This window comes from Paenibacillus sp. JT22N1 (assembly GCF_059692155.1).
This window is the reverse complement of sequence record NZ_JCAUAW010000032.1, coordinates 48,618-64,086: the sequence shown is the minus strand read 5'-3', so window position 1 is coordinate 64,086 and position 15,469 is coordinate 48,618. Positions and strand designations below refer to the sequence as shown.

18 protein-coding genes, 1 rRNA gene and 1 riboswitch are annotated in these 15,469 nt (G+C 44.5%); of the genes, 14 read left to right on the top strand and 5 right to left on the bottom strand.

All coding sequences use genetic code 11. The features are described from left to right. Nucleotides 1-108: ribosomal RNA gene (gene rrf, locus AC58UU_RS36170) — 5S ribosomal RNA — on the top strand; the annotation flags it as partial. A 109-nt stretch (nt 109-217) separates the two neighbouring features. Here the strand turns inward: rrf and AC58UU_RS36165 are convergent. Together AC58UU_RS36165 and AC58UU_RS36160 are read right to left on the bottom strand one after the other, a co-directional pair. Continuing rightward, entirely contained in the window at nt 218-430 is a 213-nt protein-coding gene (locus AC58UU_RS36165; RefSeq protein WP_497322314.1) for a hypothetical protein, read from the bottom strand. After that, nucleotides 415-942, bottom strand: coding sequence for a hypothetical protein (locus AC58UU_RS36160; protein WP_497322313.1), 528 nt, complete (start codon nt 940-942; stop codon nt 415-417). The genes AC58UU_RS36165 and AC58UU_RS36160 overlap by 16 nt, the downstream gene beginning before the upstream one ends. A gap of 135 nt (nt 943-1,077) precedes the next feature. Between AC58UU_RS36160 and AC58UU_RS36155 the strand changes: the two genes are divergently transcribed. The 10 genes from AC58UU_RS36155 to rsmI all read left to right on the top strand — a co-directional run bounded on the left by AC58UU_RS36155 (nt 1,078) and on the right by rsmI (nt 8,559). After that, on the top strand, nt 1,078-1,278 hold the full coding sequence (locus AC58UU_RS36155) for a sigma factor G inhibitor Gin (RefSeq protein ID WP_497322312.1): 201 nt from the start codon (nt 1,078-1,080) through the stop codon (nt 1,276-1,278). A gap of 103 nt (nt 1,279-1,381) precedes the next feature. After that, nucleotides 1,382-2,887: an aminotransferase class I/II-fold pyridoxal phosphate-dependent enzyme gene (locus AC58UU_RS36150; RefSeq protein ID WP_497322311.1), complete on the top strand. Its 1,506-nt coding sequence runs from the start codon at nt 1,382-1,384 to the stop codon at nt 2,885-2,887. Between the two features lie 40 nt (nt 2,888-2,927). Then, nucleotides 2,928-3,587 carry a dTMP kinase gene (gene tmk / locus AC58UU_RS36145; protein WP_497322309.1) on the top strand — a complete coding sequence of 220 codons (660 nt, stop codon included), beginning with the start codon at nt 2,928-2,930 and terminating at the stop codon, nt 3,585-3,587. A 46-nt stretch (nt 3,588-3,633) separates the two neighbouring features. After that, nucleotides 3,634-3,963 carry a cyclic di-AMP receptor DarA gene (darA, locus tag AC58UU_RS36140; RefSeq protein WP_029198490.1) on the top strand — a complete coding sequence of 110 codons (330 nt, stop codon included), beginning with the start codon at nt 3,634-3,636 and terminating at the stop codon, nt 3,961-3,963. Nucleotides 3,964-3,995: 32 nt separating this feature from the next. Continuing rightward, complete coding sequence (locus tag AC58UU_RS36135; protein ID WP_029198491.1) at nt 3,996-4,442, top strand: YaaR family protein; 447 nt, start codon at nt 3,996-3,998, stop codon at nt 4,440-4,442. A gap of 112 nt (nt 4,443-4,554) precedes the next feature. After that, nucleotides 4,555-5,532 carry a DNA polymerase III subunit delta' gene (holB, locus tag AC58UU_RS36130; RefSeq protein ID WP_497322308.1) on the top strand — a complete coding sequence of 326 codons (978 nt, stop codon included), beginning with the start codon at nt 4,555-4,557 and terminating at the stop codon, nt 5,530-5,532. 1 nt (nt 5,533) lies between these two features. Further along, nucleotides 5,534-6,337: a PSP1 domain-containing protein gene (locus AC58UU_RS36125; RefSeq protein WP_171649141.1), complete on the top strand. Its 804-nt coding sequence runs from the start codon at nt 5,534-5,536 to the stop codon at nt 6,335-6,337. 59 nt (nt 6,338-6,396) lie between these two features. Next, a complete protein-coding gene (gene yabA / locus AC58UU_RS36120; protein WP_029198494.1) occupies nt 6,397-6,738 on the top strand; it encodes a DNA replication initiation control protein YabA in 342 nt (113 codons plus the stop codon). A gap of 81 nt (nt 6,739-6,819) precedes the next feature. Further along, nucleotides 6,820-7,581 carry a tRNA1(Val) (adenine(37)-N6)-methyltransferase gene (locus AC58UU_RS36115; protein ID WP_497322307.1) on the top strand — a complete coding sequence of 254 codons (762 nt, stop codon included), beginning with the start codon at nt 6,820-6,822 and terminating at the stop codon, nt 7,579-7,581. A gap of 90 nt (nt 7,582-7,671) precedes the next feature. After that, nucleotides 7,672-8,559: a 16S rRNA (cytidine(1402)-2'-O)-methyltransferase gene (gene rsmI / locus AC58UU_RS36110; RefSeq protein WP_497322306.1), complete on the top strand. Its 888-nt coding sequence runs from the start codon at nt 7,672-7,674 to the stop codon at nt 8,557-8,559. A 170-nt stretch (nt 8,560-8,729) separates the two neighbouring features. Here rsmI and AC58UU_RS36105 read toward each other — a convergent pair whose 3' ends face one another. Beyond that, complete coding sequence (locus AC58UU_RS36105) at nt 8,730-8,984, bottom strand: AbrB/MazE/SpoVT family DNA-binding domain-containing protein (protein WP_028557356.1); 255 nt, start codon at nt 8,982-8,984, stop codon at nt 8,730-8,732. 369 nt (nt 8,985-9,353) lie between these two features. On the opposite strand from AC58UU_RS36105, the gene AC58UU_RS36100 reads away from it, so the two are divergent. Then, entirely contained in the window at nt 9,354-10,631 is a 1,278-nt protein-coding gene (locus AC58UU_RS36100) for an HD domain-containing protein (RefSeq protein WP_497322305.1), read from the top strand. Between the two features lie 48 nt (nt 10,632-10,679). Next, complete coding sequence (locus AC58UU_RS36095) at nt 10,680-11,447, top strand: TatD family hydrolase (protein WP_497322304.1); 768 nt, start codon at nt 10,680-10,682, stop codon at nt 11,445-11,447. Here the strand turns inward: AC58UU_RS36095 and AC58UU_RS36090 are convergent. Continuing rightward, nucleotides 11,433-12,665, bottom strand: a complete 1,233-nt coding sequence (locus tag AC58UU_RS36090; RefSeq protein WP_497322303.1) for an ABC transporter permease — start codon at nt 12,663-12,665, stop codon at nt 11,433-11,435. The genes AC58UU_RS36095 and AC58UU_RS36090 overlap by 15 nt on opposite strands. After that, the gene (locus AC58UU_RS36085; RefSeq protein ID WP_497322302.1) at nt 12,662-13,405 is read right to left on the bottom strand and encodes an ABC transporter ATP-binding protein; all 744 of its coding nucleotides are present in this window, start codon (nt 13,403-13,405) and stop codon (nt 12,662-12,664) included. The genes AC58UU_RS36090 and AC58UU_RS36085 overlap by 4 nt, the downstream gene beginning before the upstream one ends. Before the next feature lie 282 nt (nt 13,406-13,687). Then, a riboswitch (cyclic di-AMP (ydaO/yuaA leader) is annotated at nt 13,688-13,873 on the top strand. A 293-nt stretch (nt 13,874-14,166) separates the two neighbouring features. Here AC58UU_RS36085 and AC58UU_RS36080 point away from each other — a divergent pair. Further along, nucleotides 14,167-15,306 carry a resuscitation-promoting factor gene (locus AC58UU_RS36080; protein WP_497322301.1) on the top strand — a complete coding sequence of 380 codons (1,140 nt, stop codon included), beginning with the start codon at nt 14,167-14,169 and terminating at the stop codon, nt 15,304-15,306. Nucleotides 15,307-15,469: the final 163 nt, after the last annotated feature.

Sequence of the window (15,469 nt, the reverse complement as noted above, 5' to 3'; positions counted from 1 at the left end):
GATGGCGGAGGGGACCCACGCGTTCCCATCTCGAACACGACCGTTAAGCCCTCCAGCGTCGATGGTACTTGAACCGCAGGGTTCTGGGAGAGTAGAACGTTGCCAAGCACACGAATGAACCTTACAAGGAGAAATCCTAGTAAGGTTCATTTTCTATTTGAACAAATCAACAAAGAGGCGAGTAAAACTAAAATCCGAAACTCCGGAATAGGAGTCCCTAAAGGCTTCTATTTCCTTGGTTTTTAGCGAAATCAAGCAAATAGCATACGCTAAAGGCTTTTATTTTCAAAGAAATGGCGGGATTCAAACGGTTATCAACAAAATAGAAGCTCCAAAAGGCCGCTATTCCACTATCGATCCATTCTTTATAACAAAAAAGAGCCCATAGGGGCTCTTTTTTCATTTCAAAAACAGCTACTGCATGTAACAAGACGTGTCCTTATCTGTGATCTTAATCAATCCAGCTTTGCGGTACGGGCGAAACCGGAAAAGCATCCACAGCCGCGGCATGAGCATCCAGAAGTGAAAAATTGTGAGATGGATTAACCATTTATCAGGTATCCATGGATAAAGAAGTGTTATCATAGCAAGGCCAATCCAAAATAAAGTAAGCTGTATTCTGGATACCAGTCGTATGGAGGCATTTCCTTCTGGCAAGAATCCACACCAAAAGACACCTAAGCGGTAAGACCAGCCCCTCATGGCCATTCCAATTGTAAACTGAAAATAGATCCGGATGAGCAAAGAATGGAAGATAAGAAGAAGCGGATAGCTGACTAAGAGCGGCAGCCAGTTCGAAGGGTCAAATTTGTAAAAGACCGCCATTAGCAGAAGCAAAAAATAAACAATTATTTTATACACGGAATGATATATTCGCTTCATTAAAGTATAGCTATAAATGGTAGATTGTTTGGAGAGATTTGGTTCCTGTTTCGTTGACATGCTGATGACCTCCGCAAGGCGGTTAACCTGATATAAGACTATATCGGCACATGCCTTCCAAAATATGAGCGTTTAGCTAGTTTAGGAGAATTGCGATTCGGATATACTAATAGTAAAAGATCGTGGGGTGATCATATGGAGGAGAACCGAATAGGGGTATGTATGATTTGCGAGCAGCAGAGGGTTGGCGGTATTCATATTATTATGGCCTTTATCTGTGATGAGTGCAGCAATGAAATGGTCAAAACGAATGTAAATGATCAGAAATATCCGTTTTTTGTGAGGCAGATGAAGAAAGCATTTTATATGGGCAATTCGAAACAATATATGAATTAATGGGAGAAGCTTCTTATGGAAGCTTTTTTGTTTTTTTAGCGTCAATCCACTACTATAAGGGTATAAAATAGAAAGCTCAAGGAGCTCAAGGAGTCGTGTCAACATGAGCAGCCAACATTCAAAACAGTCACGTGCGCCGCTTTTTGAAGCAATGGTCGCCCATCACGATAAGAACCCTTCAAGTTTCCATGTACCTGGTCATAAATCCGGACAAGGCTTGTTAGATGAAGGGACAAGCTTCTTAAAGACGGTGATGTCTATCGATTATACGGAAATTACGGGTCTTGATGATTTACACCATGCAGAGGGTGTCATTAGGGAGGCCGAACAGCTAGCGGCAGATTGCTTTGGAGCTGAGGAAACGTATTTTCTGATAGGTGGGAGTACGGTGGGGAATTTGGCCCTGATTTCAGCCGTATGTGAGAAAGATGATATTATTCTTGTGCAGAGGAATGTACATAAATCGGTCATTCATGGGCTTATGCTGGCCGGTGCCAAGGCAGTGTTCATAGCTCCTGGCATTCATCCGGAAACGGGTGTTGCCACTAGTCTACATATCGAAGATGTAAAGCAAGCACTAGTGCTGTATCCAGAGGCTAAGGGGCTTTTTCTAACAAACCCGAATTACTACGGTATGGGTGTTAATCTCAAGCCTTTTGCGGATTTGATGCATGCACATGGTAAGCTGCTGCTAGTGGATGAAGCGCACGGTGCGCACTATGGATTTCATCATGAGGTGCCGGCTTCCGCTTTATCGCAAGGGGCTGATGCTGTTGTACAATCCACGCACAAGATGCTAACCGCAATGACCATGGGGGCTATGCTGCATGTCCAAGGCCCCCGAATAGACCGAAGGGCTATCCAACAGCTGCTTGCTATGCTACAGAGCTCGAGTCCCTCTTACCCTATAATGGCGTCACTAGATTTGGCGAGAAAGAGGATGCATAAGGAAGGCAGAGACTGGATAGAGAAGGGACTTGCTGTTGTAAAAGAGTTCAGGTCGCTGCTTGATGAGCTTACCGCATTCGGTTATCACCCAAGAGAACTCCCGCGGAATCAGAGTCAAGAGGTTCAAACTTCAGATCCTTTTAAAATGGCCATCTATGATGCGACGAATACGTTATCTGGTACCGAACTCAAAGAAAGGCTAGAAGCTCAAGGCTGCTTTGTCGAAATGACGGACGGGCGTCAAGTTCTTCTTGTATTCACTCCAGCTTCCACCAGAGCGGATATGTTAAGAGTTGTCGAAGCATTAACTAACATTTGTTTGGACCTTCCCATACAAAAGAAGGAACTTCAAGCGCCTATCTCGAATATACTTAAATTACCCTACTATACACCAATCTCTTCTCCAGTTGCTTTTGATATGAGAGATATCGCCAAAGCATCACGAGCAGAGGGGGCGTTTAGTCAGGTTAGTGTTCAGGAGGCGGTCGGGAAGCGTTCTGCGGATATGGTAATCCCTTATCCACCTGGAATTCCCTATTTATACCCTGGCGAAATTATCTCAGTTTCCGTGGCCGAAGCCTTGTTGCAATTGGCCGCAAACGGAATCAAGTTTCAAGGAACCGAATTTGGGCAGACACAAAAGCTAAAGATATACACATAAACCATTATATGATCTGGTAAAGCAGCATGCAGGAGGAAACGTGAACGGAATATTTATAACGTTTGAAGGGCCAGACGGCGCTGGGAAAACAACACAGCTTAAGAAACTGGCTGAGGAGCTTAAGAAACAAGGACGTGATGTCCTCGTTACGAGAGAACCGGGCGGGACGGCAATCAGTGATCAAATCCGCAGTATTATTCTTGACCCTGTGAATAAGGAGATGGTGGATCAAGCGGAAGTTTTGCTTTATGCAGCTTCTAGAGCACAGCATGTACATCAGTTAATTCTTCCGGCACTCGCAGCTGGCCGAATTGTACTATGTGATCGCTTCATTGATGCAAGTGTTGCTTATCAGGCTTACGGACTTGGCGTAGATGTAGATATGGTTAAAGCCATCTCGCGTTATGCCAGTTCAGGACTACAGGCAACCCGAACATACATCTTAGATGTGCCAGTGGAAGTAAGCTTGGCGAGACTTCACCATAGAGCGTCGGGCACAGGAGTGAATGCACAGCAGTTGGATCGCATTGAACAAAAAAATGTAGATTATCATAGTCGGGTACGGGAAGGTTTCCATCAGATTGCAGCTGATCATCCTGAACGAGTACGAGTTGTTAATGCAAACCGTAACGAAGAGGAGATTGCAAAAGAAATATGGACGGATTGTAATCGTTTGCTTGAGGAATATATTTCCGGCTAAAGCAAAAAATCCATTCTTAGTTTATAATAAAAAGGAGGAATCACCCATGAAACTAGTCGTAGCCGTTGTACAAGATAAGGACAGTAACCGTCTCTCTAATGCTTTAATTAAAGAAGGGTTTCGCGCCACGAAGCTGGCAAGTACCGGTGGATTTTTACGTGCGGGAAACACGACTTTTATGATTGGTACGGAAGATGAGAGGGTGCAAGAGGTCATGCAGGTCATTCGCACCAATTGCAAAATTCGGGAACAGCTTGTAACACCGGTTTCTCCAATGGGAGGAACGACGGATTCCTATATTCCATTTCCTGTGGAAGTTCAAGTGGGTGGAGCCGCGGTTTTCGTATTGCCGGTGGAGCGCTTCGAGCATTACTAGGTCAATCAGACATACACAAGGATGGATGCGTCTTGAAAATTAATCCGGGGTGGCAGCCCATCGGTAAGAACGTCAAAGTGAATGAGAACGTCCCGCCGCCACAGATGGCCCCCCGGAATTTCTCTGACATTATGCAGCAGCAGGACGAGAAATTTACGCAGGAGCAACTATCCAAAATGGTGCAGCAAATTACGCTGCAGGGCGATCGGCTGTCGCGGGCAATGACGGTGAGAGAACTTCTCCAATACAAGCTGCTGATTAAGCAGTTTTTAGAGGAAACCGCTCGCCGTGGTGTCAATTTAAGAGATACGAAGGGTTGGGATCGTCGCGGCCGTTCGAAACGATATAAGCTTTTGGAAGAAATCGATCTAGAGCTGCTATCATTAGCAGATGAATTGCTAGAAAATGAGCAGGGTCGAATCGAAATTTTGCACAAAATCGGAGAAATCCGAGGGATGCTGATTAACTTGTTATTTTAAAATATAAGAAAATATATATTTCATGCTATATGATGTTTATATTTCTGGGTAAACACACTCGTCCTGGAAGGACAGTGTAGCCGTTTATCCTCGGGATGGAGCGTATTTTCTAATGTCCTTTCAAGCCATACCGGGGCAAGCGGCGGCTAAGCAGCTTCTGCAGAACGGGCTGCGGCAAGACAAGCTGTCTCACGCCTATATTTTTAGTGGGCCAGTAGGAACTGGACGCTCGGAGATGGCCATAGCTTTGGCTAAAGCTATCTACTGCCAGCACGGGATCGATGAGGCATGTGGTGAATGTTTGGAATGCCGTAAGGTCGAGCATCGTAATCATCCGGATCTACACATGGTTACGCCAGATGGAGCTTCGATTAAGATCGAGCAGATTCGTGAGCTGCAAAAGGAGTTTGCTTACCGCGCTACAGCCTCCGGAACCAAAATTTATATCCTGTATCATGCAGATAAAATGACGGTACAGGCTGCTAATAGCCTGTTAAAGTTTCTAGAAGAGCCGACCTCACGTGTGGTCGCGATTCTCATTACAGAGAACGGCAATGCCCTGCTGCCAACGATTCAATCGAGGGCGCAGTGGATTAATTTCACGCCAATGCCGCGTGAGCAAATGGTCTTGACGCTTTTGCAAGAGGGTCATCCCGCATCGCTAGTACAGCCCGCCGCACATTTAACGGCAGGATTGCAAGCAGCTAGGGATTTAATTGCTGCGAATTGGTTTGCAGAAATGAGAACCGTAGTGTTACAATTAGCTAAGGAGACGCTCACACGTTTCCCTACTTCCATGATTACGGTGCAGCAACGGATTGTGAAAACGGAGCTAGCGGATCATATGTCGAGTCTTTTCGACTTGTTGATTCTCTGGTTTAAAGATATGGTGCAGTTGCGCCTAGAGCGCAGAGATAAGCTTGTTTATAATGATCAGCTGGACTGGATGAGCTCCCTCGCGTTTAGCCGGGATGTCTCAGTATGGGTGCGTATGATGGAGCAAGCCGTAGATTTACAAAAACGACTGCGTTTCAACGCCAATTCTCAGCTGGTTATAGAGAAAATGCTCGTGGAGATGCAGGGGGTGTAAGATGTATTCGGTAGTTGGCGTCCGCTTTAAGAAAGCGGGTAAAATATATTATTTTGATCCGATTGATTTGCCAATTGAGAAAGAAAGTGCCGTTATTGTTGAAACAGCTCGCGGAGTTGAATACGGCAAAGTAGTTGTTGGAAAGAAGAATGTCAAAGAAAATGACGTTGTTCTTCCTCTCAAAAAGGTGATTCGCATTGCGGATGACTCGGATGCTGATTTGGTTGAAGAAAATAAGAAAGCAGCCAAAGATGCGTTCCAAACATGTCACGAGAAAATTAAAGACCATAGTCTTAAGATGAAGCTCGTAGACGTAGAGTATACCTTTGATCGTAATAAAATTATTTTTTATTTTACGGCTGAAGGACGCGTTGATTTCCGTGAGCTCGTGAAGGATTTGGCGAGTATTTTCCGGACCAGAATTGAGCTGCGTCAAATTGGCGTACGGGATGAAGCGAAGATGCTTGGAGGTATAGGTCCGTGTGGGCGAATTCTATGCTGTTCCTCGTTCTTAGGTGATTTTGAACCCGTATCCATTAAGATGGCGAAAGACCAGAACTTGTCGCTTAACCCAACGAAAATTTCGGGATTATGCGGAAGGCTAATGTGTTGCTTGAAATATGAACATGATAACTACGAGAGTGCGAAGGATTCTCTGCCAACTGTAGGTAGACAAGTAATCACTTCTTTTGGGAATGGTAAAGTACTTGGATTGAATATCAAAGAGCGTACGGCAAAGGTTCAATTGTTTGATCTTGGTAAAGCACTTGATTTACCATTCGATGATGTAGTAGAACAAGAGTAGAGGCAAAGTATCCAAGGAGGCGCTGGCCAGTAAGCATGCATGGCACTAGAGGTGAAAGCGTGGATAAACAAGACATTTTTGGACAAATAGATGGGATCGAAGAACGAATGGGTGCCACTTATGCCGAGTTGGGAGCCTTAAAGAAACAGATCATTAACCTTATCGAAGAAAATAAGAGATTAAGCATAGAGAATCAGCAGCTCCGCAAACTGATCCGACAAGAGGAAACGATTGTCGAGCAGCCAGTAGGAGAGGCGGAGGAACCACTTCCGTTACCTGGAGCAGGTTATGATAATTTGACTCGCTTGTATAATGAAGGTTTTCATATTTGCAATGTGTATTATGGACACCTTCGGACCGAGGGAGATTGTTTATTTTGCTTATCCTTTTTAAATAAATAAGTGATTTTGACCGTAGGGGTGTATGCCTTACGGTTTTTTTCCATAATGTGCAGACTAGAGAGGAAATGACGGAGAATACGTATGAAGCAAGTACAGTTAAGACCTACCGAACGAATTGATGATTTATTGACGTATGATTTGAAAATTATTCAGAGTGATGAAGTGTTCAGCTTTTCTCTAGATGCTGTCCTGCTAGGCCGGTTCTGCAGTGTATCTCCCAAAGGGCGCATGATTGATTTATGTACAGGTAATGGGGTCGTTCCCTTGCTCTTAACAACGCGGACACGCGCTGAGATTTGGGGCGTTGAAATTCAAGAACGGCTCGCGGATATGGCGGTTCGTAATGCAGAGATTAATGGGTTAGAAGAGCGGCTGCATATGCTCCAAGGGGATCTGAAAACGATTCATGAAGCTTTAGGTCATGGCCAATTTGATGTCGTAACGGTGAATCCTCCCTATCTGCCTGTGCCTAACGGTGAGCAGAACGCCAATGAGCATTTCGCTGCGGCTCGTCATGAGATATATTGCAACTTGGAAGATGTCATTGCGGCAAGCGCAAAACTGGTGAAGGCTGGCGGTAAAGTAGCGATGGTCCACCGGGCTACTCGTTTAATCGATATCTGCTGCTTAATGAGGCAGTATCGTCTTGAACCGAAGCGCATTCGCTATGTACACGCACGTGCTGGGGAAGAAGCGATGATGGTGTTGATCGAGGGAATGAAGGATGGAAAGCCAGAGATCCGTACCTTACCGCCGCTTATTGTTTATGATGACAATCAAGAGTACTGTAAAGAGCTGAAAGAAATTTACTACGGGGGCAGAAGCTCCTTAGAGTTTTCGTAGAAATCTTACTTCGTAAGCATAATCTTAGAGTTTTCTTAAGAAAACTAGCATCGTAAGCATAATCATAAAAAAGTGAAGAGGGAAATAACAGTGAGCTTGAATGTGCAAAAGAGCTATCGCGAGGATGGAAGCGGCGTAGGCACGCTGTACTTGGTTGCCACACCGATAGGCAACCTAGAAGATATGACCTTCCGTGCGATTCGCACCCTGAAGGAAGTGAGCATGATTGCCGCTGAAGACACGCGGCAAACACGCAAACTGCTGACGCACTTCGAGGTCGCTACGCGACTCGTCAGCTATCACGAACACAACAAGCAAGCAAGCGGACCCGAACTGATCCGCTTGCTGCTTGAAGGGCAGAGCATCGCGCTGGTCAGCGATGCAGGGCTTCCGGCCATCTCCGATCCAGGCTATGACCTGGTGAGGATGGCAGTCGAGCAGAGCGTGCCGGTGGTGCCCATCCCCGGCGCGAATGCAGCCCTGTCGGCGCTGATTGCATCAGGCTTGCCGACAGAGCGTTTCGCCTTCGTCGGTTTTCTCCCCAGGGAGAAAAAGGATCAGACGAAGGTGCTTGAAGGGCTGCAGCATGCGCAGGATACGCTGCTGTTCTATGAATCGCCGCACCGCGTAGAGAAAACACTTACCCGCATGGCGGAAGTGTGGGGGGCGGAGCGCCGGGTGTGTCTCGCCCGCGAGCTGACGAAGCGGTACGAGGAGTTCCTGCGAGGCACCATCGCAGAGTGCCTCGCGCACTTAGAGCAGTACCCGCCTCAGGGCGAGTACTGTGTGATCGCCGAAGGCGCCTCGGAGAAGGCAGCCCGCGAAGCAGCCGACGGCTGGTGGGAGGCGATGACGCTGGTTGAGCATGTTGAGCACTACGAGCAAAGCGGGAGTGATCGTAAGGATGCACTGAAGTTGGTCGCAAGCGATCGCAGGCTTTCCAAGCGCGATGTCTACAATGCACTACTCGAGCGCTAAGACGCGCGGAGAGTGCAGCGTTCCCGCCGCACTCTCCGCTATATCGTTCTCCGGACAAAAAAAGATCTCTAATCCGTGGCCGAAGCCAACAAATTAGAGATTAGAGGAGATATGAAAAAGGTTAGAATTACCAATAGGATAAGTGCTACTTCTATTATATACTACTTTTCTTATTTTGTCACAGGTGTTGGCATTTCTGCTAAACAAATATGACAAACAATTTTTCCTTTGAAGTAAGATACGTTTTCAGCATTACCACAGAAGATACAAGCAGGCTCATATTTTTTCAACATGATGCGCTCGCCGTCTACATAAATCTCCAAAGCGTCTTTCTCACCAATTCCCAACGTGCGGCGCAACTCGATTGGAATAACAACGCGACCCAATTCGTCAACTTTTCTTACAATTCCCGTAGATTTCATCATATATATAAACCCCTTTCGATTTTATCAAAAATTTATCAATATCGTCATGTTTCGACATAACTTCTTGCTTTATGATACCAACGATTCCCAAAATAGTCAACCATATTTTCGTCTGTTTAAGCTTATAATTCAAAAAAAATTTAAATGTAGTTTCTGTTTAAAATATGAGAAAAACCAAGTAGAATAAGGGGATGTAAGGAATATATTACGTGTAACCTCCATAAAAAGCTCAAAATTACGAAGATAAAGGCTAGCCTAGTAAGACAGAGAAATTGGAATATGTAATTCGACAAAAAACGACAATTATGTCGAAGTAACGAGGAGAATTGTCGAAATTATTTAAATTTGCTAAAGAGAGGTTGTGAATGGATGAAAGAAGAGAAGGTTTTTAAAGATCCGGTTCATAAATATATTTACGTGCAAGACAATACGATTTGGGATTTAATTAATACGCGAGAGTTTCAGAGACTGCGCCGCATAAGGCAATTAGGCACCTCATATTTAACTTTTCATGGTGCTGAGCATAGTAGATTCTCTCATTCACTCGGTGTTTACGAAATCACTCGGAAAATTATTTCACAATTCGAACGAAATCACTATGAGGATTGGCCTCAAGAGGAACGACTGCTCTGCCTTTGTGCGGCATTGCTCCATGATCTGGGCCACGGGCCCTTCTCGCATTCCATTGAAAAAGCTTTCGGAACGAGACATGAAGACTGGTCATGTAGAATTGTCCTTGGAGATACCGATGTGAATAAAGTCCTCAGCCGAGTGTCACCTGATTTTCCCGAAAAAGTGGCTGGCGTTATTTGTAAATCGTATAGTGAAGAAATTGTGGTTAGCCTTGTGTCGAGTCAGTTGGATGCAGATCGCATGGACTATTTATTGCGCGATGCCTATTTCACTGGTGTAAATTACGGCACGTTCGATCTAGAGCGAATTCTTCGTGTTATTAGGCCCTATAAAGGGCATATTGTTGTCAAGGAAAGCGGCATGCATGCCGTAGAAGATTATTTAATGTCTCGTTATCAAATGTACTGGCAGGTATATTTTCATCCTGTGACACGCAGTGCGGAAATTTTGCTGCACAAAGTTTTTGCGCGTGCCAAACATTTATACGAAGAAGACTATACGTTTGGTTTTATGGTGGAACCCATTTTACATCTGATTCAGAATAAAATTACATTGGAAGATTATTTACTATTGGATGAGTCTGTTATGCAGACGATGCTAACTTTCTGGAGTAATGAGAAAGATCCTATTTTAGGCGATATGTGTAAGCGATTTTTGGACCGTAAGTTGTACAAATACAGTACCTTTGATGAATCTAATCAACGTCAGATCAAGCTGATGGAAAAAGTGATGGCTGAGGTCGGATTCGACCCTACCTATTACATGGAAATTGATTTTCCGTCGAATCAATCCTATGACGTGTATAGACCAGGCGAAACGGATGACAATTTGCCTATTTTCCTGCTGGATCATAAGGAGACTTTAACGGAAATTACGCATCGATCTGAGATTGTTCAGTCCATCAGTGGATTCCAAATGGGTAAGCATCATGTCTATTATCCGGAGGAGCTGTTGGAACGATTGAATGCAACTAATTATCCTGATTTATGGGCACTGCTTGGTGAGCAAGATTAGCGAGAAAAATAAGTGCAGCAGAATATTTCAAGTTAAGGGAGAACAAAGATGCTAACGGATTCACACACACATTTAAATGCCGAACAATTTAATGAAGATCAAGATGAAGTGATTCAAAGAGCGCTGGACGCCGGAGTGACAAGAATAGTAAATGTAGGCTTCAACCGGGAGACCATACCCAGTTCGATTGCCCTCGCTGAGAGGTACGATTTCATCTATTCTACGGTAGGGTGGCATCCTGTTGATGCTATTGATATGATGCCTGGCGACTTAGAATGGATTGAAGAGTTGTGCAAGCATGAGAAAGTTGTTGCCATCGGAGAAATTGGACTAGATTACTACTGGGATAAGTCGCCGAAGGATGTACAGCAGCGGGTATTTCGGGAGCAAATTCGTTTAGCTCGTAAATTGGGTATGCCCATCGTCATACATAATCGAGATGCTCATCATGATATTTTGCACATTTTAAAAGATGAGAAGGCCGAGGAAGTTGGGGGAATCATGCACTGCTTCTCAGGAAGCTGGGAGACGGCGAAGCAGTGTCTGGATATGAATTTTCATATTTCTTTTGGAGGTCCAGTTACGTTTAAGAATGCTAGGCAACCGAAGGAAGTGCTGGCGCAAGTTCCATTAGATCGTTTGTTAATTGAGACCGATGCTCCCTATCTAACCCCGCATCCTTTCCGCGGCAAGCGTAATGAAACCGGCTATGTTCGCTTGGTAGCTGAGACAGCCGCGGAAATTCGGGGTATGACTTTGGAAGAAATTGCGGAAATAACAACAAACAATGCAATTCGGTTGTTAGGTCTCAAGTAGAACATTTTTCTCGAACTTACGGCGAAGCACAATACCGCAGCTGAAAGAAATGAAGATGAGACTGATAAGTGGAACGAGCAGATAGATTGGTGAAGAGCGAATCATAAGAGGGATCGTTAAAATACATAGCTCTAGCAGTAAGGCTAACCAAATTATAAAGGCCAATGAACCGGCTTTCGTATTCTGATTGAGTGGATACATCTCTAGCCAGAACGTATAGCGATGAGCGCGCTCTAGCGACGATAACTGAACAAGAGAGATCACAAGGGCGATCAGGAAGATCAACGTCCTTGCAGTACCGCTGCTTGAAACGGCTATAGCTAGTACACCTAACAAGGTGATACGCAGTATGATCGCGAACAGCTCCGTACGCAGCAATGTCTTCATATACAGGTACAAATAGGCAGCATCTTGTCTAAAAGGAATGAACCGTGTCAGCCCGCTGATCCAACTTCGGCGGGCTATTCGCGTTCCCATTTGAGGCACATCGACGAACCAGCTGAAAAAGGCATAAAGCCTAGCTTGCTGCTGATTTTCCTTGATGATCAAGTAGTCCCAACCGATGAAGTATTTAGATACGAAATGAACGGCTGCTAACCATACGAAAATGAGAAGCAGCGCAGCGCAACTTGCCCATAAAATACTAGTTAGAAATTGCAGCGAAATGAGAGCGGTTGTTGCCATCCAGCGAAAGCTAACCGAAGCTAATCTGGTGCGCTCATGAGCAAAGCGACTTTCCTGCCAGCTCGCTAGTAAATTAGCTATCTTTAATAGAAGAAGTAATGCAAGCATCAGTAAGAAATGCTGCTCTGAAGCGCCAAGACAGTGATGGTAAAGCGGCCATAAAATAACCCAGGCGATAAATGTCCCGAAAGCTTGCAGTGTCAAACTGTACATGAATCCACTTCGAAAATAAGCACTCATTTGATGTTCGATACGTAACAAAAACATGCGGTCTGCTTTCCTTACCAATGTACGAATGGGGCTTGAAGATAGAAGCGGAACGAGCAGCAAAAGCACGATCCACAGATAGGGATAATCTGTCGGAAGACGCTGTAGTATTTTTGCATAATAATAGGAAGAAACGATGACAAGAAACAACACGAGACCGATGAAATTACTACGCGCTGCATATTGCCAATAGCCCATGGATTCCTTCATATAATGCTCGAATCTTTGCTGCCATAAGGTACGGGTGTTGATGTCCATATTTCTCATAACGAATCCCCTTGTACGAGCTTATAGAAAATGTCGTCTAGTGACGCTCCCGGGAGTTCGGTTTGCCCGCGTAATTCGACTAAATCACCCTGAGCAACCATACGACCTCGATGAAGGACAACGTAGTTATCGCAATATTTTTCAATTGTAGACAAAATATGCGATGAGATGAGGAATGATGCTCCTTTATGTTTCATTTTGACCATTAATTCGAGTAAGGAACGGATCGCTAAAGGGTCGAGGCCGAGAAAGGGTTCATCAATAATATATAACGAGGGTTCGATCAGAAATGCGTTCATAATCATGACTTTCTGTTTCATGCCTTTGGATAAATGACTGGCGAAGCTGTTCAGCTTGTCCTGCATTTGAAACTGCTCCAAAAGGGAGCTAGATCGAGCCAAATAATCGTCCTTCGACAATCCGTAGGCCATAGCGGTTAACTCAAGGTGTTCGCGGATCGTAAGCTCTTCGTAGAGCTCAGGACTTTCGGGTACATAAGCGTAGGTTGCGCGATAGGACAAAGGATTCTCAGCTAAAGTTAGTCCGTTGATTCGAATCGATCCTTTTTGCGGTTGAAGAAGACCGAGAATATTTTTGATTGTCGTACTTTTACCCGCACCATTAAGTCCGATCAGACCCATCATTTCACCTTGACGAATAGAAAAGGTTAGGTCATGAAGAACAGGTTTTTTTGGTAAATATCCCCCGTATAAAGAGTCAACTTGTAGAATGGAGCCCATCTCATTGCCTCCCTGATTAGCAAATTATTGGTATTTATGAATCACTTTCCTATACGATCATTATAAACAAATTTGTAATTTAAGCCTAGTTTAGGGATGAAAAGTTGAAAAGAGTTAGTATACGTACGTTAAAGTGAGATATAAGTAGAAATAGGGCTGTTTAATTGTTCATTTAAGCAAATTTTAGTCGATTTAGCCCTTTTTAGTAGGTGTCAATCCCTTTACAGGTTAAGATTAACAGCGTAATATACTTTTCATAATAACTTAATAACCAATTTGCCATTTTTCCATTCGCTGAGTTCCATTTATGGGAACGGGGGAACCACTGTAAGCTGAAGAAGAATACTTCTTGAGTGAACAGAGTGAGTAACAGGGGTGAATCTTGGAGTATACTTTGTATGCTCTTAGTAGGGCGACTCTCACGTCCGAATCCGTCAGCTAACCTCGTAAGCGTAAGAGAGGTAACGATTGTCGTGCGTGCTATTTGTGTATTTTACTATACAAACTAAGCCAGCGAGAAGAGTCCTCTTCTTGCTGGCTTTTTGTCTTCATAAAGGGCTATACACATTTCGGACGACTAAAGATTGCCCGGAATTCATATGAATGTTGAATAGGCAAACTGGTGTGGGACGACCAGAAGGCAGCGGTATAGCACCGTACTGCTGATGGCGAACACGTTAAGTTAAACTAAAAAACCTTAGTCGCGTCAAATCTAATCATGCTGTAACCTGGCGGCGAGGCTTTGAAGGAGGACCGAAGAAGTGGGCAGTATCTCTATTAGCGAGACCCATGTAAAACGATCATCCAGCATGTCCTTCGCATTGCGATGGAAGCATGAAAACTTGCGTTTGATTTTAAGTCTAGCCATAATTTCAATCGCAATGACTTTCATGTTTTTGGTGTTGTTGTACGGTACGGCTACCAAGAGCGTATCCGTGGTTGTGAATGGACAAGAAACCGTTGTGCATACGAAGCAATGGGTCCTGCAACGCCTACTGGATGAACAAGCCATAAAGATTGGTGAACACGATGAAATTTCTACTGCGCCAACGACAACAATCAAGGGTGGAGACAAAATTGTCATCGAACATGCCTCACCGATTCAATTGACTGCTGATGGAAAGACCACCACTGTTTACACAACTGCAAGAACGGTAGAAAGTGCATTGCAACGTTTAAATATTGCACTTGGGGAGCACGATCGTTTAACTCCCGAACCGACAGCCGCTCTGGGCTCGGGCGATGAAATCAAAATCGTTCGTGTGAAAAAAGAGACGGAGGAAGTAACTGAGCCGATTGCGTTCGATACGGAAAAGAAAAGCGACGCATCGCTACTCAAAGGCAAAGAGCAAGTCGTCCAAGAAGGTAAAGAGGGCGTACTCTTGAAGAAGAAAGAAAAGACTTTCGAAGATGGTGTTTTAGTCGCGGAAGCAGTTGTGGGTGAAGAAGTACAAACAGAAAGTATTAATAAAGTCGTGTCCGTGGGCACGAAAAATCCTGTTGTTGTTCTCTCGGCTTCATCACCTGGTGTGGATGAGGTTTCGAAGAATGGTGTAACATTTGGGTACAAACAAATCCTGAAGAATGTGAAGTTGACTGCTTATTCGGCAGACGTGGCATCTACAGGTAAGTCCGAAGGAACTCCTGGTTTTGGTAAAACCTATACAGGGACTACCGTGTCGGAAGGCAGAACGATAGCGGTTGATCCCAAAGTTATCCCACTCGGATGGTGGGTTTACATTGAGGGCATTGGCTTCCGCCGTGCTGAAGATATTGGCAGCGGTGTGAAAGGTCAAATGATTGATGTATACTTTGAAGATCATGGTTATGCCAATAAATTCGGAACGAAGCAAGGGTACACCGTGTATGTGGTAGGACCGAAAAAGCCGTCTGAAAATTAACGTGTAAACGTCTGTTTCAGCGGGAAGAATGTCATATATACGTTGCCAGGTAACAACCTGGGCGAAAGAAGAGGGGACCCCTCTTCTTTTTCTGCGTTGAATATGGAAGTATAAGTTCTATATTTTAGCTCCGCATCAACATTGACAAACGCGCTCGTCCCTG

Bases quoted from the DNA above. Each gene is read 5' to 3' on its own strand.
- AC58UU_RS36160 (WP_497322313.1), bottom strand. From the start codon at position 942: ATGTCAACGAAACAGGAACCAAATCTCTCCAAACAATCTACCATTTAT.
- AC58UU_RS36155 (WP_497322312.1), top strand. From the start codon at position 1,078: ATGGAGGAGAACCGAATAGGGGTATGTATGATTTGCGAGCAGCAGAGG.
- AC58UU_RS36150 (WP_497322311.1), top strand. From the start codon at position 1,382: ATGAGCAGCCAACATTCAAAACAGTCACGTGCGCCGCTTTTTGAAGCA.
- darA (WP_029198490.1), top strand. From the start codon at position 3,634: ATGAAACTAGTCGTAGCCGTTGTACAAGATAAGGACAGTAACCGTCTC.
- holB (WP_497322308.1), top strand. From the start codon at position 4,555: ATGTCCTTTCAAGCCATACCGGGGCAAGCGGCGGCTAAGCAGCTTCTG.
- AC58UU_RS36125 (WP_171649141.1), top strand. From the start codon at position 5,534: ATGTATTCGGTAGTTGGCGTCCGCTTTAAGAAAGCGGGTAAAATATAT.
- AC58UU_RS36115 (WP_497322307.1), top strand. From the start codon at position 6,820: ATGAAGCAAGTACAGTTAAGACCTACCGAACGAATTGATGATTTATTG.
- AC58UU_RS36105 (WP_028557356.1), bottom strand. From the start codon at position 8,984: ATGATGAAATCTACGGGAATTGTAAGAAAAGTTGACGAATTGGGTCGC.
- AC58UU_RS36100 (WP_497322305.1), top strand. From the start codon at position 9,354: ATGAAAGAAGAGAAGGTTTTTAAAGATCCGGTTCATAAATATATTTAC.
- AC58UU_RS36095 (WP_497322304.1), top strand. From the start codon at position 10,680: ATGCTAACGGATTCACACACACATTTAAATGCCGAACAATTTAATGAA.
- AC58UU_RS36090 (WP_497322303.1), bottom strand. From the start codon at position 12,665: ATGAGAAATATGGACATCAACACCCGTACCTTATGGCAGCAAAGATTC.
- AC58UU_RS36085 (WP_497322302.1), bottom strand. From the start codon at position 13,405: ATGGGCTCCATTCTACAAGTTGACTCTTTATACGGGGGATATTTACCA.